Raw genomic sequence first — 23588 nt, 5'->3', positions numbered from 1 at the left:
CGGTCCTCCTTCTGCATCCCATTACGGACGCAGCCCCTTTTAGCGCATTACAGGCTTAGCGCTTTCCCAAGTTTGGAGCAAATGATAAGCACTTATTCCAAAACAGGAAATAATTCTGCATGACCAATTTAGGAGATCTCGAAATCTTCGCCAGCGTAGTTGCGACCGGCAGCATGTCCCTGACAGGCCGCGCACTCGGCTTTTCGCCGGCCGTCATTTCCAAGCGGATCAAGCGCCTTGAAGACAGGCTCGGCACGCGGCTTCTGCAGCGTACCACGCGGCAGATTTCGCTGACGGAAGCGGGTCAGGGTTTCTACGATCGGGTGCTTGCCATTCTTGCCGGATTGGAAGAAGCGGAAGCCTATATTGCCGGGCGCTCTTCGCAGATGCACGGCACCCTGAAAATCTCCGCTCCAACATCCTTCGGCCGGATGCACATCGCACCGCATCTGAAATCCTTCATGCAGGCGCATCCCGAACTGGCGCTCAATCTGGTGCTCAGCGACGAATTCGTCGATATCGTCGGCGGCGGCTTCGATCTTGCCATCCGCATTGCCGAGCTCACGGATTCCAGTCTCGTCGCGCGCAGGCTCGCGCCGGTGCGTCGTGTGCTCTGCGCCTCCCCTGCCTATATCGAGGCCCATGGCATGCCCGAGGATATCGACGATCTGCGCCGGCATATCTGCCTACCTGCGCACAATCTCGATCCATGGCGGCTGGAGGGGCCAAAAGGCAGCCTGATCTTCCGCCCCGAAGGCAGGCTCATCACCAATTCCAGCGAGGTCGTGCGCGAAGCCGTCATCGCCGGCCTCGGCATTGCGCTGCGTTCCACCTGGGATATCGGGCCGGAATTGCGGGACGGCCGCCTTGTTCAGGTGCTGCCGACCTATGAAGGCTCGCACAATGTGACGCTATCAGCCGTTTACCCCAGCAGGCAGTTCCTGCCGGCGAAAGTGCGCGTCTTCATCGACTTCCTGGCGGAACTTTACGGTCCTGTTCCCTATTGGGAGCGATGAGAACCCTTATAGGATCGAGGAGACCGTCATGTCCGCGCCCGAGACCATCCGTTCCGATCTTGATCTCAACTCGAAGACGCGCCTCACCGTGATGCTTGGCGATATCACCAAGCTTTCGGTCGATGCCATCGTCAATGCGGCCAATAGCAGCCTGCTCGGCGGCGGTGGCGTGGACGGGGCGATCCATCGCGCCGCCGGGCCGGATCTCCTGGCGGAATGCCGGACGCTGAATGGTTGCAAGACCGGCCAGGCAAAGATGACCGGCGGATATCGCCTGCCTGCAACGCATGTGATCCATACGGTCGGCCCCGTCTGGAATGGCGGAAACCATGGCGAAGAGGAGCTGCTTGCCGACTGCTATCGCAACAGTCTCAACCTTGCCCGGCAACACGATCTGAAGACCATCGCCTTTCCTGCCATTTCCACCGGCGTCTATCGCTTTCCCGCCGAGCCGGCAGCGGGAATCGCGATCCGCACTACCCTTGCCGAAAGCGAGGATGGCGCCTTCGATGAGATCATCTTCTGCTGCTTCGGCGGCGAAATGGCGGCACTTTACGACCGATTGCTGCCGCAGGCGCTGTCCGGAGCCTGATGCCTATCGCGCGAGGTTGAGATAGGCGGAGGCGACTAGGGCATCGATGTCAGTGGGAACGGGAATGACGCAGGCTTCCTTGCCAAGGCTGCCCTTGGCGACCCTCTCCAGGCATCGCGCCTGCAGGGCAAAGCCGAGATCCATGGATTCGACGGTATTCCCCAGCGGACGCGGGCCGGCCAGATTGGCCATGTGGCCGCCGCCGAGAATGTGGAAGGCACGGCCATCTCGCATGCGGACGGTCTCGATCTGCTCAGCTTCGTACTGATCGACGCCGGCGACATCGGGACTATCGCGGAAGCCTTCGACATCGATCTCATGCGGGAAGTGGCCGCCGTTCATCAGGATCGCGCCGTCCTTGATCAAGGGCAGATCGGCAACCGTGATAATGTCCGGATAGCCTGTCACAGTGATCAGGATATCGGCAGAGCGGATCGCCGATTCACGCAGCGGCGTCGTGAAGCCGTCGAGATGTGCTTCAAGCGTCGTGACCGGATCGATATCGACAACGCTGACGGTGGAGAATGCATTGCGGAAACATGTAGCGGTGCCCTTGCCACAGGCACCGTAACCGAAGACGGTCACATGTTTGCCATTGGTGGAGCGGTTGGTGAAGCGCAGATAGCTCTCGAATAGGCTTTGCCCGACAGCATGGCGGTTTTCGGCGAACTGCTTGATCGGGCTGTCGTTGATGACGAGGATCGGCATGTTGAGCTTGTCGCGCATCGGCATCAGCCGGGTGCGGCCGGATGTGGTTTCCTCGGTGCCGCCAAGCAGATTAGCATAGGGCCTACCGGCCGCGCGGGCGAAGAGATCGCCGCCATTGTCGAGCAGCAGGTCCGGCTTTTCCGCCAGGATCGCGTCGAGACTCGCACCATGCTCCTCAGCGTCGCGGGTCTGTGTCGCAAAGACCTTGATGCCCTGAGCGCGCAGATAGTCCACCGTTTCCGGCTGGGTGCTGTTGAGATTGCCAGTGCAGACGAGATCCGCGCCGCCGGCACGCAGCGTCATTAGCAGCGCAACGGTCTTCGGCTCGAGGTGAATGCCGGTGCCGATTGTGAGGCCGGCAAAGGGCTTTGTGTCACGAAATTCCGCTGCTGTGGTCGCCAGCAGACGGCAGCTGCGCGCCACCCAGTCGATACGCGAAAGAGAAGAAGACTGATCCATGATGCGCTCCTGCCGGTTGGTTCGATGCCGCGATCTGGCATGATCGCAAAGGAGGTGTCGATGGACATTGCGCTGCGTTGCATGGCAGAAAATCTGCCATATGAATGCGTCTCGCTTTGATGTTGTGCTAAGTCGGTTCGGCCCCTGCCTCGCTTAGCCAATCCGCCAATCGTACCAACGCCGGATCCTTCACATCGCTGCTGCGAATGCTGAGGCTATAGCCCGCCGGCCTACGGATGAAGCCGAAGGGCGCGACCAAAGTGCCGCGATCGAAATCCTCGCCAATGGCGGTGCGCGGGGCGATGGCGACCCCGAGGCCCGAGCGGGCGGCGCCGAGCGCAAGCAGCAGGTCTTCAAATTCGCGACTGCCGGCAAAGCGGATGGGGGCGTGACCGCTTTCGGCAAACCAATCCTCCCACAGGCTCGGGGCGGAACGGCTTGCAAGGGCAACAGCTCCGGCAAGTGCCGGAACACCGTTGGCAAGTCCGAGGCGATCGGCGACATCGGGCGTTGCGATGGGACCGAACTCATCCTCCATGAAGCGGATAGCGGTGATATCGCGCATCGGCCGGTATTCGCCGCCCATGATGACCGCTTCGAGGTCGGGGCGCTTGGCAAGCGGCTCGACTGTCGCCATCGGCACGATGTCGATATCGATATCCTGAAGTGCCGTCTGAAGCGCGGCGACGCGCGGCATCAGCCACCAGACGGCAAAAGCCGAGGGAACGCCGAGTCGAATCGACCGCGGTTCGCCAACGGAAAGTTCGGCGGAGGCCCGCGTGAGGATGCCAAAGGCGACACCAACGGAATCGGCGAATGCCCTGCCCTTCGCCGTCAACACCAGCCTGCCATTCTCCCGGTCGAACAGGGGTACGCCAAAATGTGCCTCCAGCAGGTTCAGCTGTTGCCTGATAGCCCCGCGCACGACGCCAAGCTCATCGGCCGCCTTCAGGATGCTGCCGCAGCGCGCAACCGCATCGAAGGCACGCAGCGCGTTCAAGGGCGGCAGGCGTCGAGGCGGGATGCGTTCGGACATAATAAGTTTTTTCTTTCTTTCCAAAACGATAGCAGCCACATCCATACGATTGCGCCATCTGCGGCACGAAAATGCTGTTGAATGTCGCTTTCAGCACAATCGCTGGCGAATATCAGAAGACAAATCTTTGCATTTTTCTCTACGCAACACTCAATAATTTTGTGGGGAAATACCATATAGCCTTATATGGAGCGCAAAATTTTTCCGCACCGTGATAATATAGATTCCAGCCTTCACTCCAACTCTCAAAGGTGAACCGACAATTGGCCTTTCTCAGCCGCATAGCAAATGATGTGCAACTCATGTTTCGGCGTCCGCCGCGACAGCAATATGCTGCGCTTTGTTATCGGGTGAAAAAGAAAACCGGTCATCTTGAGATTTTGTTGCTGACCAGCCGCGACACCGGTCGCTGGGTCATCCCCAAGGGATGGCCTATGCCCGGCAAGCTCTCCCATGAAGTTGCTGCTCGCGAAGCCTATGAAGAGGCAGGCGTGCGCGGCGTGGTGGAAACTGAGCCGCTCGGCTCGTTCGGCTACGACAAGGTGCTCAAGGACGGCATCCAGGTGCCATGCCGCGTGCAGGTCTACGCTCTCGAAGTCAACGAACTCGTCAAGAACTTCAAGGAAAAGGGCGAGCGCTCCATGGAGTGGGTCTCCTGCGAGGAAGCAGCCGAACGCGTTCGCGAACCGGAACTGCACGATCTCATTCTCGCCTTCGCCCGCCGGATGCCGGCCGCTCCGGTGGTTTCGCAGGCCGAGTAAGCCACATTACTCACAAAAAACTGTGCCAGTATGCTTGGTGGATATTGCGCGCCTTATCGGTCAGCGCAATACGAGAGTTTTGATTCAGAGAATCGCATGCCCGACCGACCGGCCACACCTGTAAAAAGGACGCTCGACAAGGACCTCGACAAATTCACCTATGTCGAGGACGCGACGCATCACGTCACGAGGCGTCTGGTGGCGCCGGGTATCGGCCTGATCTTCCTCGGTCTCGCCATGGTCTTCGCCGGCATCTACGTTTTCAACCAGCCGCGCGCGACGCTGATCTTTGCCGCCGTAGCCCTTGCCGGCTACATGGCCATGAACATCGGCGCGAAAGACGTCGCCAACAATGTCGGTGCGGCAGTCGGTGCGCGCGCGATCACCATGACGCAGGCCCTCGTCATGGCCGCCATCTTCGAGATCCTCGGCGCGACGATTGCCGGCGGCCCGGTCATCAATACGATCTCGACGCATATCGTCGATACCAATCGCATCGTCAGCATCGGCAAACTTGCCTGGCTGATGATGGCGGCCCTGCTTGCCGCAGCACTCTGGATCAATTTCGCCACCTGGCTGAAAGCCCCCGTCTCGACTACCCATACGATCGTCGGCGCCGTCGTGGGTGCAGGCTTTGCCGCTGTTGGCCCGGAACTCGTGAACTGGAACACGCTGGCGGCCATCTCGGCCGGCTGGGTGATAACACCCTTTCTCGGCGGCACCATCGCGGCCAGCATCCTCTACTTCATCGAGACCTTCATCATCTATCGCGACGACAAGATTGCCGCCGCCAGATATTGGATTCCGATCCTGATCGGACTGATGGCCGGCGCCTTCTCGGGCTATCTCGTGGTCCAGCTCGAACCCAAAGGTACGATACCCAATATCCTCAATCTTGCGATCGGCCTCAGTGTCGGCATCATCGCGTGGCTCGGCGCATGGCCGCTTGTGGCGGCGCAATCGGCGGGATTGGAAAACAAGAACAGCTCGTTGCGCAAGCTTTTCCGCCTGCCGCTGATCTGTTCGGCAGCCCTGATGTCCTTCGCGCATGGCGCCAACGACGTCGCCAACGCCATCGGCCCGCTCGCTGCGATCGTTCGCGATGTCGGGCTTGGCGGCTCGCTCACCGTGTTGGCCGAAACAACCACGCAGAAGGCGCCCTTCTGGGTCGTCATGATCGGCGGCTGCGGCATCTCCGTTGGCGTTCTGCTCTATGGGCCGCGGCTCATCCGTCTGCTTGGCGAACAGATCACCAAGCTCAATCCGATGCGTGCCTATTGCGTCGCCGTGTCTGCGGCCCTCACCGTCATCGTCGCCGCCTGGTTCGGTTTCCCCGTGAGCTCGACCCACATTACCGTTGGCGCGGTCTTCGGCGTTGGCTTCTTTCGCGAGTGGTCCACCGTCCGTTCCAAGCGGCGATTTGACTATATGCGTAAAAAGGCCGAGGCGGCGGGCATACCCTGGAGCGAGCCGGAAGCCACCGATGAGCGCAATCCCGATGAGGTTCATCGCCGCCGGCTCGTGCGCCGCTCGCATTTCATGACCATCATCGCCGCCTGGGCGATCACCGTGCCGGTCGCTGCCCTGCTTGCCGCCGCCGTATATTGGGTTATGGTCGCGCTCTTCATTTAGAGCGGTTCGGCTTCTCGCCGGATCTTCGAGCCGCTCCATCTCAGTGTTCCAGTTAATTCCGGGGGTAATCCATGCGCGCCAATTTCCGCATGCAGCGGCTGTACGTGACGGCAGACATCAAGGCTGGTACCGCCATCGAGGTTGACCAGGATCAGTTCAACTATCTCGCCAACGTGCTGCGCATGGAGGATGGTGCTGAACTTCTTGTCTTCAACGGCCGCGACGGAGAGTGGAAAGTCCGTGTCTCATTCCCCACCCGCAAGCGCATCCTGCTGACGCCGGTCGAGGAGACACGCCCGCAGCCGGCCCCCTCCGACCTGCACTACCTTTTCGCGCCGCTGAAAGTCGGGCGATTGGATTATCTCGTGCAGAAGGCGGTCGAAATGGGCGCGGGCCTCTTGCAGCCGGTGATGACACAGCATGTGCAAGGCAAGATCACCAACCTCGACAAGGTCAGGGCCAATGTCATCGAGGCGGCAGAGCAGTGCGGCATCCTCGGCATTCCCGACGTAGCCGAACCTGTGAAGCTTGCCGATCTGCTCGCCCGCTGGCCGCGCGAGCGCCGCATCATCTATTGCGACGAGGGCGATGCCGGCCAAAATCCGCTGCCGCTTTTGACGCGGGTAAAGGAGAAGCATCTGGCGCTGCTGGTCGGCCCCGAAGGCGGTTTTTCCGAAGAAGAGCGCTCCCTCTTGCGCAGCCTCGATTTCGTCACCGCCATTCCGCTTGGCCCGCGTATCCTGCGTGCCGATACGGCGGCTGTTGCGGCCATGGCGGTGATCCAGGCCACGATCGGCGACTGGAACTGAGGCTTCACTCAAGTATGGCAGCGACGGTCGCAACGATCAGCAGGATCGCCAGCGAGATGTTGACGATCCGCGAGATCTTCGGATCTTGAAGGAAACGGGATAGGGAAGCACCAACGAGAAGCCAGACCATATGGATGGCGACAATCATGGCCGTGAGCAGCGCGATCTTGGCGGCGGCGTCGAGCAGCCTCTGATCCTGAACCAGGCTGACACCGGCAAAGACGGCTGCGATCGCGAGATAGGCCTTGGGATTGGCGATGGCCAGCAGGAACCCACCGGAAAAGGCAGGCGCCGCGATCTGATCGTCGCGGCGAGACAGCGGCGGCGCGGTGGCGATCTTGAAGGCGAGATAAAGGATATAGAGCGCCGAGACCACAGTCAGCAGGAGGGCACCATGCGGCACCGACAGCAGGACGGCAACGACGCCAGCCGCTACCGCGAGCAGAACAGCCACGGTGCCCGCAATAAGGCCGGAGACGTAACCGAGCGACCGTCGGAAGCCGTAGGCCGCTCCCATCGCCGTCGCGCTGATGGTCGAGGGACCGGGACTTCCCATGATGACGAGCGAAGCCAGAAGCAGCGTCAGTATAGGATAGTAAAGGCCGTTCGGACCGTTCATCGATGTGCTCCGCCTGATGTCAGTGGAAGCAAAGCTATCGGCGTGACTAGCGGGATGTCTTGAACGCTTGTGCAAATGTGCCGGTGGCTGACACGGCTGTGATGCAGTTGCGAGACATAAAATCCTATTTTTTTGAACGACCCTTGAAAGAAATTCACTTGCACCGTACCTCAATCCGCGTCAATCACCCTCCTATTGACCTGCGGCTTGCGCGGGTTCTCCTCCGAGATCTAAGGTAATACCATGGCGCGCGATACTACCGACCAGACTCCGCTCTCCTCGGTCTCGGAAATGACGGCCTATCTGGCCGCAGGCTGCAAACCGCAGGAGAAATTTCGCATCGGCACCGAGCACGAGAAATTCGTGTTCTTCCGCGCCGACAACAGCCCTGTGCCCTATTTCGGCGAGGCCAGCATTTCCGCGCTCCTCACGGGGCTGCAGAAGAAGAGCGGCTGGGATCCCATCATGGACGGTGACAATATCATCGGGCTCGGTGAACCCTCGGGCATGGGCGCCATCTCGATCGAGCCGGGCGGGCAGTTCGAACTCTCCGGCGCGCCGCTCGAAACCATTCACCAGACCTGTAAAGAATCGAATGCCCATCTAGCGACGGTGCGCGAAATTGCCGAGCCGATGGGCATCCGCTTCCTCGGCATCGGCGGCAGCCCGAAATGGACGCTCGCCGAAACGCCGCGCATGCCGAAATCGCGCTATGAGATCATGACCCGCTACATGCCGAAGGTCGGCACCATGGGTCTCGACATGATGTACCGCACCTGCACCATCCAGGTGAACCTCGACTTTTCGTCGGAAGCCGACATGCGCCGCAAGATGCGCGTGTCGATGAAACTGCAGTCGCTGGCAACGGCGCTCTTCGCCTCCTCCCCTTTCACCGATGGCAAGCCAAACGGGCTTTCCTCCTGGCGCGGCGAAATATGGAAAGATACAGACAACCGCCGCGGCGGCCTGCTCGATTTCACCTTCAGGGATGATTTCGGCTTCGAAGACTATGTGAAGTGGGCGCTCGATGTGCCTATGTATTTCGTCGTTCGTGACGGCCGCTATCACGACTGTACGCACGTCACCTTCCGCCAGTTCATGGACGGTGCGCTGAAGGGTGAGATCGCCGATTGGGAGCCGACGATGGGCGACTGGACGAACCATCTCTCGACGCTGTTCCCCGATGTCCGCCTCAAGCGCTTCCTTGAGATGCGCGGCGCGGACGGCGGCCCCTGGCGCCGCATCTGTGCGCTGCCGGCCTTCTGGGTCGGCCTACTCTATGACGACGAGGCACTGACAGCCGCCGACGAGCTGACCAAGGACTGGAACTTCCAAGAGGTCAATGCGCTGCGGAACGTCGTACCGGCACAGGGCCTGAAGGCGGCGATCAAGGGCCATGGCCTCCTCGAAATCGCTCGCGAAGTGGTCGGCATTTCCCGTCTCGGGCTGAAGAACCGCAATCGCTTGAATGGCGACGGGCAGGATGAAACCGTCTTCCTCGCACCGCTCGACGAAGTGCTCGCCAAGAAGGGCACGCTCGCCGACGATCTCTTGATGCTCTACAACGGCCGCTGGAACCAGTCGGTCGAGCCGATCTTCGAGGAATATCAGTACTGATAGGCGCTTATCTGCCGTCGTTGCCCAGCGACTTCACGGCAGAAACCGGTATGCGCCCTCCCTTTTCCGCTATACTATCGGAATCAAGCGCCGCCTGATTCCGAAGCGGCCTCCTAGAGCCGGATGATTTTAGGTCTGTTCGACCTAAAATCTGAATCCGCTCTAGAATCAAAGAAATAGAGCGTGATGTCATCCGAAAACCGCCTACACTTTTCGGCATCACGCTCTAGCGGGGAAAGGGACTTCGATGCTGCCACTCTTCGACATGATGATGCAGGCACAGAATGGCGCCGCCACGGACGCCATGGCCAAGCAGTTCAATCTGGCGCAGGAGCAGGCGACGAAGGCCATGGCCGCTCTGATGCCGGCCTTTTCCTCCGGCTTCAAGCGCAGCGCCACCGATCCCTATAATTTCGTCGGCGTGATGCGGGATATCTCGTCCGGCAATTATGCCAAATATTTCGAGGACATGACCAAGGCCTTTACGCCCGAGGGCATTGCCGACGGCAATGCCGTGCTCGGACGACTGTTCGGCTCGAAGGACGTTTCTCGCGCGATCGCTGCTCAGGCCGCACAGATGACCGGCATCGGCCAGGAGATTTACAAGCGCATGCTGCCGGCCATGGCGGATACGCTGATGGGCGGTCTCTTCAAGGAAACCAGCGGCCAGATCCCGCAGATGGCCAATCCCTTCCTCAACACCGATATGGGCGAGATGATGCAGGGCTGGCTGCAGAGCATCGGCTTTGCGCCCAAGCAGCAGCCGACGCCGCAGGCGAGCATCTTCGACAATCCCTTCACCCAGGCAATGGAGCTGATGTTCGGCGCCGATTCGGTCAAGCGCGAGAAGCCGGCGCCGACCAATCCTTTCCTCGACAATCCCTTCGCCAAGGCGTTTCAGGACATGATGAAGAACTTCCCGATGCCATCAGAGCCGCCGAAGGAAGAACCGAAGGCCAAGCCCGCCGCCGGCGTCGACATGGCGGCCTATACCGAGATGTTCAACGCCATGTTCGACAGCGGCCTCGAAGTGCAGAAGACCTATCAGAAAAACATGGAAGCGATCTTCGACAGCTATTTGAAGAGCGAGGACAAGCCTGCTCAGAAACAGAAGTGATGCTTGGCTACTCGCTTTCGATTCCTGCTCACTGTTCGCAATTCCGCACAGCCCGTACACATTGCGCCCGGTTATCATACACTGCGACTGAGCCTATTTCTGCTTTCATCTTGAAAAGGAGATAGCCATGTCCAGCATCGATCAATCCGGAAGCTTCACCCTCGGCAACCTCAAGGTCAAACGGCTCGGCTACGGTGCCATGCAGCTTGCAGGCCCCGGCGTGTTCGGCCCGCCGAAGGACCACGAGACGGCACTCGCGGTTCTGCGCGAAGCCATCGCCTCCGGCATTGACCATATCGATACCAGCGATTTCTACGGTCCGCATGTAACCAACCAGCTGATCCGGGAAGCGCTCCATCCCTATCGCGACGATCTCGTCATCGTCACAAAAATCGGCGCACGGCGCGGTGCAGATGCCTCCTGGCTCCCGGCCTTCTCCGCCGATGAGCTGAAGCACGCGGTGCACGATAATCTAAGCAATCTGGGGCTGGATGTACTCGACGTCGTCAATCTCCGCGTCATGATCAACCCGCACCACCCGACCGAGGGTTCGATCGAGGCACCACTGACCGCCCTTGCGGAACTTAAGCAGCAGGGTCTGGTGCGCCATATCGGGCTGAGCAACGTCACACGCAGCCAGATTGCCGAGGGACGCAAGATCACCGAGATCGTCTGCGTCCAGAACCTCTACAATCTGGCGCAGCGTACGGATGACGCGCTGGTTGATGAGCTTGAGCGCGACGGGATCGCCTATGTGCCGTTCTTCCCGCTCGGCGGCTTCACGCCGCTGCAGTCCTCAGCGCTTTCCGATGTCGCTGCCCGGCTGAACGCAACGCCCATGCAGGTGGCTCTTGCCTGGCTGCTGCAGCGTGCCCCCAATATCCTGCTCATTCCAGGTACGTCGTCGCTTACGCATCTCAGGGAGAACATCGCGGCTGCGGAACTCAAGCTGCCGGAGGATGCGATCGCCGAACTCGATCGCATCGCCGGCGCCGGCCACGCCTGACGCACCTACCTACCGATCCGAAACGGCTCGAGTAGGCAGTTCGAGCCGTCTCTCTATGCGGATATTGTCGAGAAACACCTCGTCGTGGCTGACGACCAGAAGCGCGCCGTCATAGGCTCGCAGCCCGGCCTCGACCGCGGCGATTGAGTCGATATCGAGATGGTTGGTCGGTTCGTCGAGGATCAGCAGCAATGGCGGCACCGTGCCGCCGAGCACGCAGGCAAGCCCGGCGCGCAGAAGCTGGCCGCCGCTCAGACTGGAGACGGTCTGCAACGCGGCATCAGCCCGGAACATAAAGCGCGCCAGGGCAGCCCGGCAGGCATTTTCATCCGCATCCGGGTTGATCCTGCGGAAATTGTCGCGGATCGAAATCGATCGATCGAGAAGGCTGACCCTTTGGTCCAGCAAAGCGGAATGGACGACCCGCACCGTGCCGCTCCAGGGTTTTAGCGCGCCGGAGACCAGCGCCAGCAGTGTCGTCTTGCCCGAGCCGTTCGGCCCGGTGATGGCAACGCGCTCCGGCCCCGTCATGATGAAATTGAAGTCGCGCAGGATTGGCCGCTCTGGCTCGTAGCCAGCAGTGACGCCTTCCATCTTGAGGACGATCCTGTTTGCTGGCAATCCCGATGTCGGCAGCTTCACGGTCAGGGGCTGCAGTATCTCGATCTTCTCGCGGGCAGCAGCGGCGTCCTGCAGAGCCTGGGCGCGGCGACGTTCGGCGAGCCGCGTATTCTCCGCGCTTGTCATCTCGGCTCGCTCCTTCAAGCCACCGAGCATGATGCGCGGAATACCGCCCTTGGCCGCCATCTTCCGGCCCGCCTTGTCTCGCCGTGCCTGCCGTTCGATGGCCGCCTGGGCACTTCTTTCCACTTCGGCGACACGCTTCTCTGCCTCGGTAAAATCATGTTCGGCGGCGGAAAGCTCCAGCGCCTTGCGTTCACGATACTGCGTCCAGTTGCCGCCATAACGCGAGGCGCCGAGCGATGTCAGTTCGACAATCACATCCATGGTGTCGAGCAACTCGCGATCGTGGCTGATGACGATGGCACCTGCCCTCCAGCCCGCAAGCAGATCGATGACAGCTGCGCGGCCGTCGCGATCGAGATTGTTTGTGGGTTCGTCGAGGATCAGGAAATCAGGATCGTCGACGATAAGGGCAGCAAGTCCACAACGAGTGCGCTGTCCCCCCGACAGGGTCGCCAGAGGCGTTTCCGGGACGACGTCCAGCCCGACACGATCAAGAGCCGCGGCGATGCGTGACTCGAGCGTCCAGTCAGCCAATGCGAGTTCATCATTGGTCGCCTCGCCGGCTTCCGCCCGCTTCAGGACAGCAAGGGCTTCGCTTGCACCGAAGAGATCGGCGACAGTTTCGTCCGCCTCCACCTGCACGCTCTGGCGCAGGATTCCCAATCGGCCGTTGAACGAGATGCTGCCGGATTGCGGCTGCAGCTCGCCGGAGATCAGCTTGATCAGCGTCGTCTTGCCGACGCCGTTGCGTCCGACAAGGCCGGTGCGCTCGGCGCCGAAGCTGAGATCGAGATGGGAAAGAAGCGGCCGGCCGTCAGGCGTGGACCACGAAAGATTGGATAGAACGATGGATATGGGCATGAGCAAGGATGTCCTCGATGGCAAGGCTGAACGGCATTGCGGTCGAGATGGAATCCATTGCTGCACACATCCTGTTGGTATCAACGATGCTCATAAATTAGGCGAGCGGCATCATCAGTTCAAGTCCTGCGAGCGAAGATGCAGGCATTTCATGTATTGGCATCGATGGCGCCAAGGAAGTCGATGACACGCTTCCAGGTGAGATCGGCGGCCTGGGCGTTATAATCCGGCAGGCTGGCATCGGTGTATAGGTGGCCGCCGCCCGGATACCGAAAGATTTCTGCCGCGACGCCGGACTTGGTGACGCCTTGCCGCCAGGTGGCAACGTCTTCCTCCGGTTCGAACGGATCGGGATCTGCCAGATGAAGCTGCAGGGGCAGACCCTTGCGGGCATTTTCGGCGATGGAGGCAATGCCATGCAGGAACAGGATGCCGGCGGTCTTTTCCCGCTTCGGCCAGAGGCTGGCGGCGACGGCGGCGCCCATCGAAAAGCCCGCCAGCACGGTCGAGGCCGGCAGACCGGCCAACGCCCATTCGGCGCGCTCGCAGATCGTCGGCCAGCCGATCTCGTCCTTGAATTCGAACCCTTCTTCGATCGATCGGGCGATCAGCCCGTCATAGAGATCCGGCGCGAAAGCCTTGTGTCCGGCCGCCTGCACACGCTCGACCGCCTCATGCTCGAGCGAGCGCAGGCCATAGACGGAATGGAAGAAGATCACAGTTGCCATCATCGCTTCCCTATTATCGGATCAGGTCGTTAGATAAGACAGTTGCCGCCGGAAGCAACTTGCCCGCGCATGATCTATGGCGGAAACACGGTCTTCAGAAAGAAAAAACCCGGTGTTGGCCCTTGGGCCGAACACCGGGAAAGAGGCAGGGCTTATTGGCTATCACCCTGCGGGGAAACTATTGTCCGCCATCAGCCTCTTAAGCTGCTGGAGGCAGAGAGGCGCGTGCAGCGACGCGCGGAATTGGTGAGATGGCCGGACGGATCCCCGAAGAAGGTCGAGGTGGTCAGCGCAGCGTTCAGATCCTGCCTGGTGAGGCCGATATCGTGCAGCTGGCTGTCGTTCAGCTCATTCAGATATTCGATTTCCTTGCGATTTCGGATTGCGCGCCAGATCGATGCGACATTGCTCAAAGCAAGCATAACCCGTGCCGTCAGCGACAGCGATGGCGTTGCTAGGCCGAGGTCAAAGGCCCGATCTGTCGTGCGCATTTCCGTATTCCTTTTCTTTGGGCACACGCGAGCCCAGCCCCTTTTCGGCGATCCGGAAAAGGGGCGTAGGCCGGGAGGAGTTCGACAGGTGTTTCTGTTCGATTGGTATGCTGAATTACATTCAGAAGATGCCAAAGGCCTATTGATCAGTCCAACGAATGTTTCTAATGATAACTATCAAACTCCTTTATAGGTGAGCCCATGTCCGCGCCGCTTGATATCGATCAGTTGCAGACCTTCATCGCAATCGTGGATTCCGGAAGCTTCACCAAGGCGGCCGACCGGGTGTTCAAGACACAATCGGCCGTCTCCATGCAGATGCGCCGGCTGGAAGAGCGCGTCGGCAAGCAGCTTTTCATCAAGGATGGACGCGGCAACCGCCTGACGGCGGAAGGCGACAAGCTGCTGAACTATGCCCGCCGCATCATTCGCCTGAACAACGAGGCCATCGCCGCTTTCGATGACAACCGTCTCGAAGGCACGCTGCGCATCGGCACGCCAGACGATTATGCCGACCGCTATATGCCGGAAATCATCGGCCGCTTCGCCAAGACGCATCCGAATGTCGAGCTCTACATCGTCTGCGAGCCCTCGGTCGACCTTGCCGAGCGCATGCATCGCGGCGAGCTCGATATTGCGCTCGTCACCCACAATCCGCGCGAACGCATGTCGGACGTCGTTCGAACGGAGCCGCTCTGCTGGGTCGGCTCTGCCAACCATCCGCTTCGCGACGATGCGCCCATTCCGCTCGCCGTCGGCCGTCGTGATTGTCAGTGGCGCCAGCTCGCCTGCTCGGCGCTTGATGCCGGCGGCCGCGACTATCAGATCCTGTTCACCAGCTGGTCTTGCACTGTCGTTGCCGCAGCCGTACTTGCTGGCATGGCGGTATCGGTCATGCCGGAATCGGCGCTCAGGACCGGCATGAAGGTACTGACCCAAGCCGATGGCTTCCCACCGCTGCCGCCGGTGCAGATCGGCATCATGAAGCGGGCCGGCCTTTCCGTGTCGCTGATGAATGCCATCACCGCGCATATCTCGGCCTGCCTCGACAACATCACGCCGGCTGCTGTGGATGACGATCTTGATGGCGAGGTGAAAACCTACACGCGATTCTATCCGCGCCTGCGCGCTGGGCACATTCTACCGGGCTGGTGAGATCGAAGCGCACCAGCCTGTTACTTTCGAGTGGTTACTGCTCCGGCTCGGCCAGCAGGGTGGCGCGGATCACCTGCTTCCATTCGTGCAACATGCGCTTTGCCATCTCGTCGTCGCTCATGATGGCAAAGCGGACGGATGCGCCGATCAGATGGCTGAACAGCTGCGTGCGCGCCTCGAGGTCGATGCGGCTTCCAGCCGGCAGAAAAGGCCGAATGCTGTCCAGGAAAATTTCGGCGACACGATTGCTGTGTTGAATGTTGAGCTGAAGGATATCCCTGTCGATGTCCGTACCTAGCCAGACGCCGAGATAGGCGGGATCGCTGCGAAACTCGCGATAATACCAATCGATCATGGTGCAGACGAGCTCGATGGCGTGATCGAGCGATGTCACGAAGGCAAAAGCCTCTCCGACCTTTAGCCTGATGCGGCTGGAATGCCGTTCGAGCAAGGCACGGACGATCGCCGCCTTGTCCGGAAAATACTGATAGACGGAGCCGATCGGGATCGCGGCAACCGCAGCCAGCTCGGTCATCTTCATTGCGCTCACCCCCTTCTCGGCGATCAGCGCGGCCGCGACCGACAGAATGGCATCGACACGCTGGATGCTTCGCTCCTGCTGTGGCCTCTTTCGGAACGTAATGCGGTCGGGACTATCCGGATTCATGCTCTTCCCGTTTCATTCTCACACTGAACGGCGCTCAAGCGCGCAGACGCTATGACACCAGACGCGTTCAATGCGCGTAAACGGGAAAAGCTCAATTTTAATCATCACTTAGGAGCCGTAATCAGACTCCGGAAAACGAGGCCGAAACATGGTTTCGCCCTCGTAACCAACCGATCGCCGACACGTCAACGTCGGCGATTTGTGTCGTTCTAGGACACGTATTTCTTCAAGAATTCCACCGTCCTTCCCCAGGCGAGATCGGCTGCCTTCTTGTCGTAACGGGCGGCCGAGGTGTCATTGTTGAAAGCATGATTGACGCCTTCATAGACGAAGATTTCGAAGGTCTTACCGCCTGCCTGCAACTCCTTGCGATAGGCATCGATACCGGCGTTGATGCGATCGTCGAGGCCGGCATAGTGTAGCAATAGGGCCGCCTTGATTTTCGGAACCTCGCCCGCGGGCGGCTGCGCGCCGTAATAGGCAACGCCTGCCTTCAGCTCCGGCGAGATGGTCGCAAAACGGTTGACTAGGCCGCCACCCCAGCAGAAGCCGACGGCACCGACCTTGCCGTTGGCGCCATCCGTCTTTGCGAGGTAAGTCAGGCTCGCTTCGGCATTGGCGGCCGTCAATGCCGGATCGAGATTGGTGAACATGTCGCGCGCCTTGTCCTCATCCTCGGGCGTCCCGCCCAGCGGAGACAAGAAATCCGGCGCCAGCGCCACGAAACCTTCCAGCGCCACGCGGCGGGCGACATCGCGGATATGCGGGTTGAGGCCTCGGTTCTCGTGGATGACGATGACGCCACCGAGCTTGCCGGCCGCATCTTTCGGGCGGGCGAGATACCCCTTCATCTCACCCTTGCTGCCGGCAAAAGTCACATCCTTCGTTTCCAGCCTGCTGTCATCGGCGGCAATGATCTCGGCACTCGCCTTGTTGGCGGCAAGCAGCGGCGCGATGGCAGCGGCGGCCCCGGCCGAGCCTGCGAGCTTGGTCAACTTTTCCATGAAGCCCCGACGATCGAGCGTCAGATGCGTGTATTCGTCATAGGCGTTGATCATCGCCTGCGTCACAACGGGCTTTTCCGTGCTCATGATCCTGTTCTCCCTGTTTCCCCGGCAGCAGGCAACAAACGACCGGCCACCCGCTGACAAGATAGGTCAGCGGATCTCACCGCAATGGGAAAGGAAAAACACAAAAGCGTTACCGCAGGTTGCGGCTGCGGTCGTCATCCTGCATCAGGAGAAGGTGAGCCAGATGGCCAGCCAGGCCCACATAAAGACAAGCACCGCAAAGCCGAGAGCGAAAAGCGGGCTGCGATACCGCAGATCGTTGCTGGTCACATGCACGAAGGCATGAGCGTAGCGTGCCGCGACAAAAATCCAGGCGAGGATCACGGCCGCCAGATTATCGGCCTGTGTGGTGTAGAGTACGATGCAGCAGGCATGGAAGAGCAAGGGAAGTTCGAACTGATTGGCGAGGCTGTTTCGCACTACCAAGCTTTCCGCTGGCTCATCGGCTGCATGATTTTCGCGGAATTGCTCTGGCTGAATGCGGCCAGCCTTCACCAGCACACGGCGGCGCCATCCCAGGAGCGCATAGAGGATGAAAACCAGTACCGCATGCGCCACCATGGGCCAGAACATTTCATAGCCTGTCACGCGGCCAACTCCTTTGGAACTTCCGAAAGCCATACAGTAGATCTAAAATGCTACAGCGACCTTTGCGCGTCGCATATGACGCGCGGCACTGTAGTCGATCAGGACGGTTTGGAACTGTCGCGCGATAGGTAGCGAAAAATCGCAAAACGGGCCAGCAGAATCACTGTCACAACCAGCGTCAGAAATTTCAGCCTGATGATGATGGGCAGGAGGGTCGCAAGCAGCGATACCGTGGCATCGGAGGGCATTGCCGGCGGATAGAGCATCAGGCCGGCGATATTCTCGGCATAATCGACAAGCGTATAAAAGATCGGCAGGCAGAAAATGACCGTGGTCCCACCCGGTGGGATCGGCCGGCCGAAGAAAAAACCGCCGGGGCCGACCAGCCGCATCAGGCAAAACAGCAACCCGCCCAGCACCAGCGGGAAGATCAGCTCCGGCCCGAGATACATGGAATGCAGGATCGCGGCCGGATCGGGATGCTCCTTGAGATAGCGCAGCATGGCGATGACATCTTCGCTCTCATAGCCGCCGATGCGCACATCAAGCATCGACTGGCCGGCTGCGGCATCGCTGAAGGCTCGGGCGAAGCCGGCATAAATCCAGGCGAAGAGTGCCAGCGAAAGGGCCGCAAGGATCGCCGCCAGGCCCTGTAAGGACCTGGCGTTGCCCGAAGCGCGATCTGCCATCAATCAGCCGCCTGCGCCCGGATAGTTCGGGCTTTCGCGGGTGATCGTGACGTCATGGGCATGGCTTTCGCGCAGGCCCGCGCCGGAGATGCGCACGAAGGTCGCGCGCTCCTGGAAATCCTTGAGGTCGGCACCGCCGACATAGCCCATGGCCGCTTTGAGGCCGCCTGCGAGCTGATGCAGCACGCCGGAGACAGGCCCCTTATAGGGAACCTGGCCTTCGATGCCTTCCGGCACGAGCTTCAACGTGTCGCGGACCTCGGCCTGGAAGTAGCGGTCGGCCGAGCCGCGCGCCATGGCGCCGACGGAGCCCATGCCGCGATAGGCCTTGAAGGAGCGGCCCTGGTAGAGATAAACCTCGCCCGGGCTTTCATCCGTACCGGCAAGCAGCGAGCCGATCATCGCTGCGGAAGCGCCGGCGGCGATCGCCTTTGCCAGGTCGCCGGAGAACTTGATGCCGCCATCGGCGATGACGGGAATGTTCTGAGCCTGCGCAGCCTCGACCGCCGACATGATGGCTGCGAGCTGCGGCACACCAACACCAGCGACGATGCGGGTCGTGCAGATGGAGCCGGGGCCGATACCGACCTTGACGGCGTCAGCGCCGGCATCGATCAACGCCCGCGTGCCGTCATAGGTGGCGACATTGCCGGCCATGATGCGGACGGAGTTGGACAGCTTCTTGACGCGGGTGACGGCATCGAGAACGCGTTGCGAGTGACCATGGGCGGTATCGACGACCAGAAGGTCGACGCCAGCCTCAATCAGGCGTTCGGCACGTTCGAAACCGTCATCGCCGACGCTGATGGCGGCGGCAGCGCGCAGGCGGCCCTGAGCATCCTTCGAAGCGTTCGGGTTCAGCTGCGACTTCTCGATATCCTTGACGGTGATCAAACCGACCAGACGGCTGTCAGCGTCAACGACAAGCAGCTTTTCGATGCGGTGCTTGTGCAGCAGGCGCTTGGCTTCCTGTTGCTGGACGCTTTCTGCGACCGTGACCAGATTTTCGCGGGTCATCAGCTCGAAGATCTTCTGGGAGGGGTCGGAGGCGAAGCGGACGTCGCGATTGGTGAGGATGCCGACGAGGCGGTGCGACTTTTCGACGACCGGGATTCCGGAAATGCCGTGGGCCTTCATCAGAGCAAGCGCTTCGGCAAGCGTGGCGTCGGGGCCGATGGTGACCGGATTGACCACCATGCCGCTTTCGAACTTCTTGACCTGGCGGACCTCTTCGGCCTGCTGCACCGGTGTCAGATTGCGGTGGATAACACCCATGCCGCCGGCTTGGGCCATGGCGATCGCAAGACGGCTTTCCGTGACCGTATCCATGGCGGCGGAGAGGATCGGCAGGTTGAGCTCGATGTCCTGGGCGATGCGGGTGGCGATATTCGTCTGGCCCGGCATGACCTCCGAGTGTCCCGGCTGCAGGAGCACGTCGTCGAATGTGAGGGCATCCAACCCGGTTGACGTTTCAATAATGCGTGCCATGGCCAATTCCTTCGTCTGTGAAAAACAGGAAAGCCCGGAACGAATCGTCTACCGGGCGATCTTGCAAGTGTTGCTTGGAAGTTGGCGAGGGCTGGTAACACGTTCATGACAGGAAGGGAATAGCAAAAAGCGAGGGGCAGATATGCTAAGCCTTGGCTTCAGCGCGGGATTCGGCTGCAATGTTCAGAGATTTTTACGCTAGATGTTGGCGTGGCCATCGACAAAGGCCTCGATGAAGCGGACCCGGTTATTCGGCTCCACGTCATCGTCAGGCGCTTCCGACAGGGGCAACGGCGGCAGTCTATTCCGGAAAATTGTGCCATGACATACTGTGCCATGGCATAAGGTATCACGGTCGGCCGGACGCAGGAGCCCTTGGGCCTGCTTGTTGAAGAAATGGTCTTTCAATGCTCAAAAGCCCGGTTACGTGCGAAGTTCGCTACCGCATCGATCACCATAGAATTTCGGAATTCGAAGCTTACAGCCGGATTTGGATCGAGCTCATCGAACGCCATCGCGGAACGCATCACGGCTACTTCATACCCAGAGACAAGCCGGCGGAGGCGGGAGTGAGCTTTCCGGGCATAGGTGAAGAAGGCCCCGGCGACATAGCGGTCGCACTATTTACATTTCCAGATGAGACAACCTACCTGCAATACCGCGAGCGTGTTGCAGCCGATCCGGACGGAATTGCCGCAAACGAACGCTTCGGTAGGAGTCCGCCATTCATCAGCTACGAGCGAACTTTCTTGCGGCCGGTGCTAAGGGCAAAGTCTTAAACAGAGGTGACACTCATGGGTTTCTGGATAGCAAGCGTCGCTGGATTGGCAATCGCCTATCTCTTCGGCTCCATACCCACGGGCTATCTGGCGGGGAGACTGCTCATGGGCGTTGATATTCGGGAACTCGGTTCCAAATCGACGGGCGCAACGAACGTATTGCGGACACTCGGGAAATGGCCGGCATTGGCGGTGCTCCTGGTCGATGTACTGAAAGGGGCCGCGGCGATCGTCTTTGCCAGTTGGTTCTATCCTTGGCTCCAAACGTTGCCATCCATATCGCCGCCGATTGCGCTTGATCAGCAAAACTTCGTTTTGTGGGCGGTTTGCTTAGCGGGACTCGCAGTCTTGCTGGGGCATAGCCGCCCGATCTGGCTGAATTTTAAGGGCGGCAAATCCGTCGCAACGGGACTTGGCCTGTTGCTGGCGATAGCCTGGCCGGTGGGATTAGGTGCAGTGACCGTTTTTGGCATTGCGCTGGCTATTTTTCGGATTGTTTCTCTCGGCTCAATCCTGGCAGCTTTGACGGCGATTGCCCTTGTCTGCGGCTTGGAGCAGCCGTTGCCATATCGATTGCTGGTGATTGCCGGTAGCCTTTATGTGATCGTGCGCCATCGTATGAATATTCAGCGACTGCTGACAGGAACGGAACCTCGTCTCGGGCGAAGTGCCGTGATCCGGAATTGAATGCGCGGAGCTTTTGCGAATTTCGGTTGTGACCTGGAGCCGGTTTTGCCATGCTGAAATGCCTCTCGGATGCACCATTGATCGGTAGAGGAATGCCACATGAAGACAGTCACAGCCGGCGTTCTGGAAATCGCTTATCGGGAAAGCGGGCCGCCCGACGGCCAGCCGGTGATCCTTTTGCACGGCTTCCCGTATGACATTCATGCTTACGATCAGGTGGCCGAGCGACTCGCTGGAGATGGATGGCATTGCTTCGTGCCGTTCCTGCGTGGATTCGGCTCGACGCGATTCCTTTCCGACGAAACCTTCCGGTCAGGAGAGCAAGCCGCTCTCGGTTCGGACCTTCTGGCTTTCATGGACGCGCTTGGTATTTCTTCGGCGACGCTTGGCGGCTATGATTGGGGTGGCCGGGCAGCCTGTATTGTCGCTGCCCTTTGGCCCGAGCGTGTTCGCGGTTTGGTAAGCTGCGGGACGGGATACAACATCCAGAACATCACCGCCGCCGGCCAACCCGCGTCGCCCGAAGAGGAATATCGCTATTGGTATCAATATTACTTCCATTCGGAGCGTGGCCGAAGAGGACTGAGCGAGAAACGCTGCGAGCTTTGCCGTTTCATCTGGAAGCTATGGTCTCCCACATGGAGTTTTGTTGACGCAACTTACGAACAGAGCTTTGCGGCATTTGAAAATCCGGATTTTGTGGATGTCGTCATTCATTCCTATCGACATCGGTTCGGCGGTACTCCCGGAGATCCAGAGCTGCAGTCCATAGAGGCAGAACTAGCCAAGCAACCTGATATCGTCGTGCCAACCTTTGTTCTGCAAGGTGCCGACGACGGTGTCGATCCACCTGATGCAATCGACCATGCCGCGCCGCATTTCAAGGCCGCGTTTTACCAACGACGTATTATTGCAGGGGTTGGACACAATCTGCCGCAGGAGGCGCCTGCTGCTTTTGCAGGCGCCATCCGTGCCGTTATGCATCAAGATAATGGTCTCTTTCGCGACCGTTCTTGAGCTTACATCCCGCCATCAAGTCGCTGTCTTCAAACATCGAACTGGTAGCTTTTCGGAATGTAGCGAAAACCTTCCGACTGTTTTTCGACGAAGCCAACGGCGGGGAAAGGCATGTGGAAGCCGAGGAAGGGAATGCGGTCGGCGGCGATCATATCGAAGATGCGGCGGCGGGTTTTCGCGGCCTGCGCCTTGTCCGCATCGAAGCGGACTTCCCAATCCGGTCGGCCGAGCGATAGGACATAATGGTTGGCGGTATCGCCGGTCATGACGAGTTGGCTGCCGCCGGATTCCAGGTGGAAGACGAGATGGCCGGGCGTGTGGCCGGGCGCCAGCATGGCGGTCATGCCGCTGACGATCTGGTCGCCATCCCTAAGGAAGGTCATCTTTTCGGCGAAGGGCACGACATTGGCGAGGACGGCCTTATGGCCGCCTTCCGCCGGTGTTCCCTCACGCGCCGTATCGGTCCAGAACCCATATTCGATCTCGCCGGCAACGTAGCGAGCATTCGGAAAGGCCGGGCCATCCTCCTCCATCAATCCATTGATATGATCGCCGTGTAGATGCGTGAGAGCGACGACCGTGACCTGCTCAGGCGTGTAGCCGACCGCCTTCAGCCCTTCGCGAAAGCGGCCGAGGCCACGAGCGCGACCGGCGGCACCAAAGCCGGTATCGACGACGATCACGTCGGAGCCGGTGTCGATGATGGCGGGCGCGTAGCTGTTGACGAATTTTTCCGTCGGCAGGAAATTCTGCTCCAGCAGTTTGCGAACGGTGTCCGGCGTCTGGTTCGAGCCGAAAGTTTCCCAGGGGTTGTCCATGATGTTAGCGCCGTCCTTGACGACGGTGACGGTGCAGGATCCCAATTTGAACCGATGCGTATCCGGGGGCAGGACGGCAGTCATGAACTCACTCCTTATGTTGATGCGCAGCGTAAGCTGCGCCTATCGCAGCCTCCGGTGACGGCGGCCTGGAAGTTGCGCGTCTACGACCGAAAATTTGGTCATGACAACACAATCCAAATCCGCTAATAGACCGGACGACGTTTTATGCGTTTAGCATTTCCATGCTCTTAGCATATGTCAAATCCTGCGTCCCACCCGATGCGGCAGTGGATATCACGAAGACGTGATCCCCAGGCGCTGATGGAGCAAAATCCAGGATTGGCAGCAGCCTCGCATAGGACTACAGAGCGGCTGATCGCACCCTGAGCGGCGGCTTTCCGAAGACAGACCTATCAAGGCGGATGCCC

General features: G+C 59.9%; 24 protein-coding genes. 12 read left to right on the top strand and 12 right to left on the bottom strand.

From position 1 onward, the window contains the following. Positions 1-119: 119 nt before the first annotated feature. On the top strand, positions 120-1016 hold the full coding sequence (locus tag AC13RC_RS01140; protein ID WP_488556249.1) for a LysR family transcriptional regulator: 897 nt from the start codon (positions 120-122) through the stop codon (positions 1014-1016). 28 nt (positions 1017-1044) lie between these two features. Beyond that, a complete protein-coding gene (locus AC13RC_RS01135; protein WP_488556248.1) occupies positions 1045-1608 on the top strand; it encodes an O-acetyl-ADP-ribose deacetylase in 564 nt (187 codons plus the stop codon). A 3-nt stretch (positions 1609-1611) separates the two neighbouring features. On the opposite strand, the gene AC13RC_RS01130 is transcribed toward AC13RC_RS01135, so the two are convergent. Both AC13RC_RS01130 and AC13RC_RS01125 read right to left on the bottom strand, forming a co-directional pair. After that, positions 1612-2775, bottom strand: coding sequence for an adenosylhomocysteinase (locus AC13RC_RS01130; protein WP_488556247.1), 1164 nt, complete (start codon positions 2773-2775; stop codon positions 1612-1614). A gap of 127 nt (positions 2776-2902) precedes the next feature. Continuing rightward, on the bottom strand, positions 2903-3811 hold the full coding sequence (locus AC13RC_RS01125) for a LysR substrate-binding domain-containing protein (protein WP_488556246.1): 909 nt from the start codon (positions 3809-3811) through the stop codon (positions 2903-2905). 302 nt (positions 3812-4113) lie between these two features. On the opposite strand from AC13RC_RS01125, the gene AC13RC_RS01120 reads away from it, so the two are divergent. The 3 genes from AC13RC_RS01120 (at position 4114) to AC13RC_RS01110 (ending at position 7013) form a co-directional block, all read left to right on the top strand. Beyond that, positions 4114-4572: an NUDIX hydrolase gene (locus AC13RC_RS01120; protein ID WP_113390236.1), complete on the top strand. Its 459-nt coding sequence runs from the start codon at positions 4114-4116 to the stop codon at positions 4570-4572. A 96-nt stretch (positions 4573-4668) separates the two neighbouring features. Then, positions 4669-6204, top strand: a complete 1536-nt coding sequence (locus AC13RC_RS01115; protein WP_488556245.1) for an inorganic phosphate transporter — start codon at positions 4669-4671, stop codon at positions 6202-6204. Positions 6205-6275: 71 nt separating this feature from the next. Then, positions 6276-7013, top strand: a complete 738-nt coding sequence (locus tag AC13RC_RS01110) for a 16S rRNA (uracil(1498)-N(3))-methyltransferase (protein ID WP_488556244.1) — start codon at positions 6276-6278, stop codon at positions 7011-7013. A gap of 4 nt (positions 7014-7017) precedes the next feature. On the opposite strand, the gene AC13RC_RS01105 is transcribed toward AC13RC_RS01110, so the two are convergent. Continuing rightward, positions 7018-7632 carry a LysE family translocator gene (locus tag AC13RC_RS01105; RefSeq protein ID WP_488556243.1) on the bottom strand — a complete coding sequence of 205 codons (615 nt, stop codon included), beginning with the start codon at positions 7630-7632 and terminating at the stop codon, positions 7018-7020. A 243-nt stretch (positions 7633-7875) separates the two neighbouring features. On the opposite strand from AC13RC_RS01105, the gene AC13RC_RS01100 reads away from it, so the two are divergent. The 3 genes from AC13RC_RS01100 (at position 7876) to AC13RC_RS01090 (ending at position 11372) form a co-directional block, all read left to right on the top strand. Then, positions 7876-9249, top strand: coding sequence for a glutamate--cysteine ligase (locus AC13RC_RS01100; protein ID WP_269244431.1), 1374 nt, complete (start codon positions 7876-7878; stop codon positions 9247-9249). 247 nt (positions 9250-9496) lie between these two features. After that, entirely contained in the window at positions 9497-10366 is an 870-nt protein-coding gene (locus tag AC13RC_RS01095; RefSeq protein WP_488556242.1) for a DUF937 domain-containing protein, read from the top strand. 127 nt (positions 10367-10493) lie between these two features. Beyond that, on the top strand, positions 10494-11372 hold the full coding sequence (locus AC13RC_RS01090; protein ID WP_488556241.1) for an aldo/keto reductase family oxidoreductase: 879 nt from the start codon (positions 10494-10496) through the stop codon (positions 11370-11372). A gap of 9 nt (positions 11373-11381) precedes the next feature. Here AC13RC_RS01090 and AC13RC_RS01085 read toward each other — a convergent pair whose 3' ends face one another. The 3 genes from AC13RC_RS01085 to AC13RC_RS01075 form a co-directional block, all read right to left on the bottom strand. Continuing rightward, a complete protein-coding gene (locus AC13RC_RS01085; protein WP_488556240.1) occupies positions 11382-12980 on the bottom strand; it encodes an ABC-F family ATP-binding cassette domain-containing protein in 1599 nt (532 codons plus the stop codon). Between the two features lie 149 nt (positions 12981-13129). Continuing rightward, entirely contained in the window at positions 13130-13708 is a 579-nt protein-coding gene (locus tag AC13RC_RS01080; protein WP_488556732.1) for a dienelactone hydrolase family protein, read from the bottom strand. Between the two features lie 191 nt (positions 13709-13899). After that, entirely contained in the window at positions 13900-14199 is a 300-nt protein-coding gene (locus tag AC13RC_RS01075) for a YjiS-like domain-containing protein (protein ID WP_488556239.1), read from the bottom strand. A 201-nt stretch (positions 14200-14400) separates the two neighbouring features. On the opposite strand from AC13RC_RS01075, the gene AC13RC_RS01070 reads away from it, so the two are divergent. Beyond that, a complete protein-coding gene (locus AC13RC_RS01070; protein WP_069612360.1) occupies positions 14401-15354 on the top strand; it encodes a LysR substrate-binding domain-containing protein in 954 nt (317 codons plus the stop codon). A gap of 34 nt (positions 15355-15388) precedes the next feature. On the opposite strand, the gene AC13RC_RS01065 is transcribed toward AC13RC_RS01070, so the two are convergent. From AC13RC_RS01065 to guaB, 5 genes are all read right to left on the bottom strand, one after another. Then, a complete protein-coding gene (locus tag AC13RC_RS01065) occupies positions 15389-16021 on the bottom strand; it encodes a TetR/AcrR family transcriptional regulator (protein ID WP_145322569.1) in 633 nt (210 codons plus the stop codon). Positions 16022-16230: 209 nt separating this feature from the next. Beyond that, positions 16231-17112, bottom strand: a complete 882-nt coding sequence (locus tag AC13RC_RS01060; protein WP_145322567.1) for a dienelactone hydrolase family protein — start codon at positions 17110-17112, stop codon at positions 16231-16233. 144 nt (positions 17113-17256) lie between these two features. Further along, positions 17257-17679 carry an MAPEG family protein gene (locus tag AC13RC_RS01055; RefSeq protein ID WP_488556238.1) on the bottom strand — a complete coding sequence of 141 codons (423 nt, stop codon included), beginning with the start codon at positions 17677-17679 and terminating at the stop codon, positions 17257-17259. A gap of 98 nt (positions 17680-17777) precedes the next feature. Further along, positions 17778-18368, bottom strand: coding sequence for a hypothetical protein (locus AC13RC_RS01050; RefSeq protein ID WP_113330121.1), 591 nt, complete (start codon positions 18366-18368; stop codon positions 17778-17780). 3 nt (positions 18369-18371) lie between these two features. Next, on the bottom strand, positions 18372-19856 hold the full coding sequence (gene guaB, locus AC13RC_RS01045) for an IMP dehydrogenase (RefSeq protein ID WP_113353808.1): 1485 nt from the start codon (positions 19854-19856) through the stop codon (positions 18372-18374). A 407-nt stretch (positions 19857-20263) separates the two neighbouring features. On the opposite strand from guaB, the gene AC13RC_RS01040 reads away from it, so the two are divergent. From AC13RC_RS01040 to AC13RC_RS01030, 3 genes are all read left to right on the top strand, one after another. Then, positions 20264-20635 carry an NIPSNAP family protein gene (locus AC13RC_RS01040; protein WP_488556237.1) on the top strand — a complete coding sequence of 124 codons (372 nt, stop codon included), beginning with the start codon at positions 20264-20266 and terminating at the stop codon, positions 20633-20635. Positions 20636-20650: 15 nt separating this feature from the next. Then, the gene (plsY, locus tag AC13RC_RS01035) at positions 20651-21322 is read left to right on the top strand and encodes a glycerol-3-phosphate 1-O-acyltransferase PlsY (RefSeq protein ID WP_488556236.1); all 672 of its coding nucleotides are present in this window, start codon (positions 20651-20653) and stop codon (positions 21320-21322) included. 99 nt (positions 21323-21421) lie between these two features. Next, entirely contained in the window at positions 21422-22339 is a 918-nt protein-coding gene (locus AC13RC_RS01030; RefSeq protein WP_488556235.1) for an alpha/beta fold hydrolase, read from the top strand. Positions 22340-22368: 29 nt separating this feature from the next. On the opposite strand, the gene AC13RC_RS01025 is transcribed toward AC13RC_RS01030, so the two are convergent. Further along, positions 22369-23241 (bottom strand): MBL fold metallo-hydrolase, encoded by an 873-nt coding sequence (locus AC13RC_RS01025; protein WP_488556234.1) that lies wholly within the window; start codon positions 23239-23241, stop codon positions 22369-22371. Between the last annotated feature and the right edge of the window lie 347 nt (positions 23242-23588).

Source organism: Martinezella sp. CNPSo 3890 (assembly GCF_057784455.1).
The sequence above is the reverse complement of the archived record's forward strand: the minus strand, read 5'-3'. Positions and strand labels throughout refer to the sequence as shown.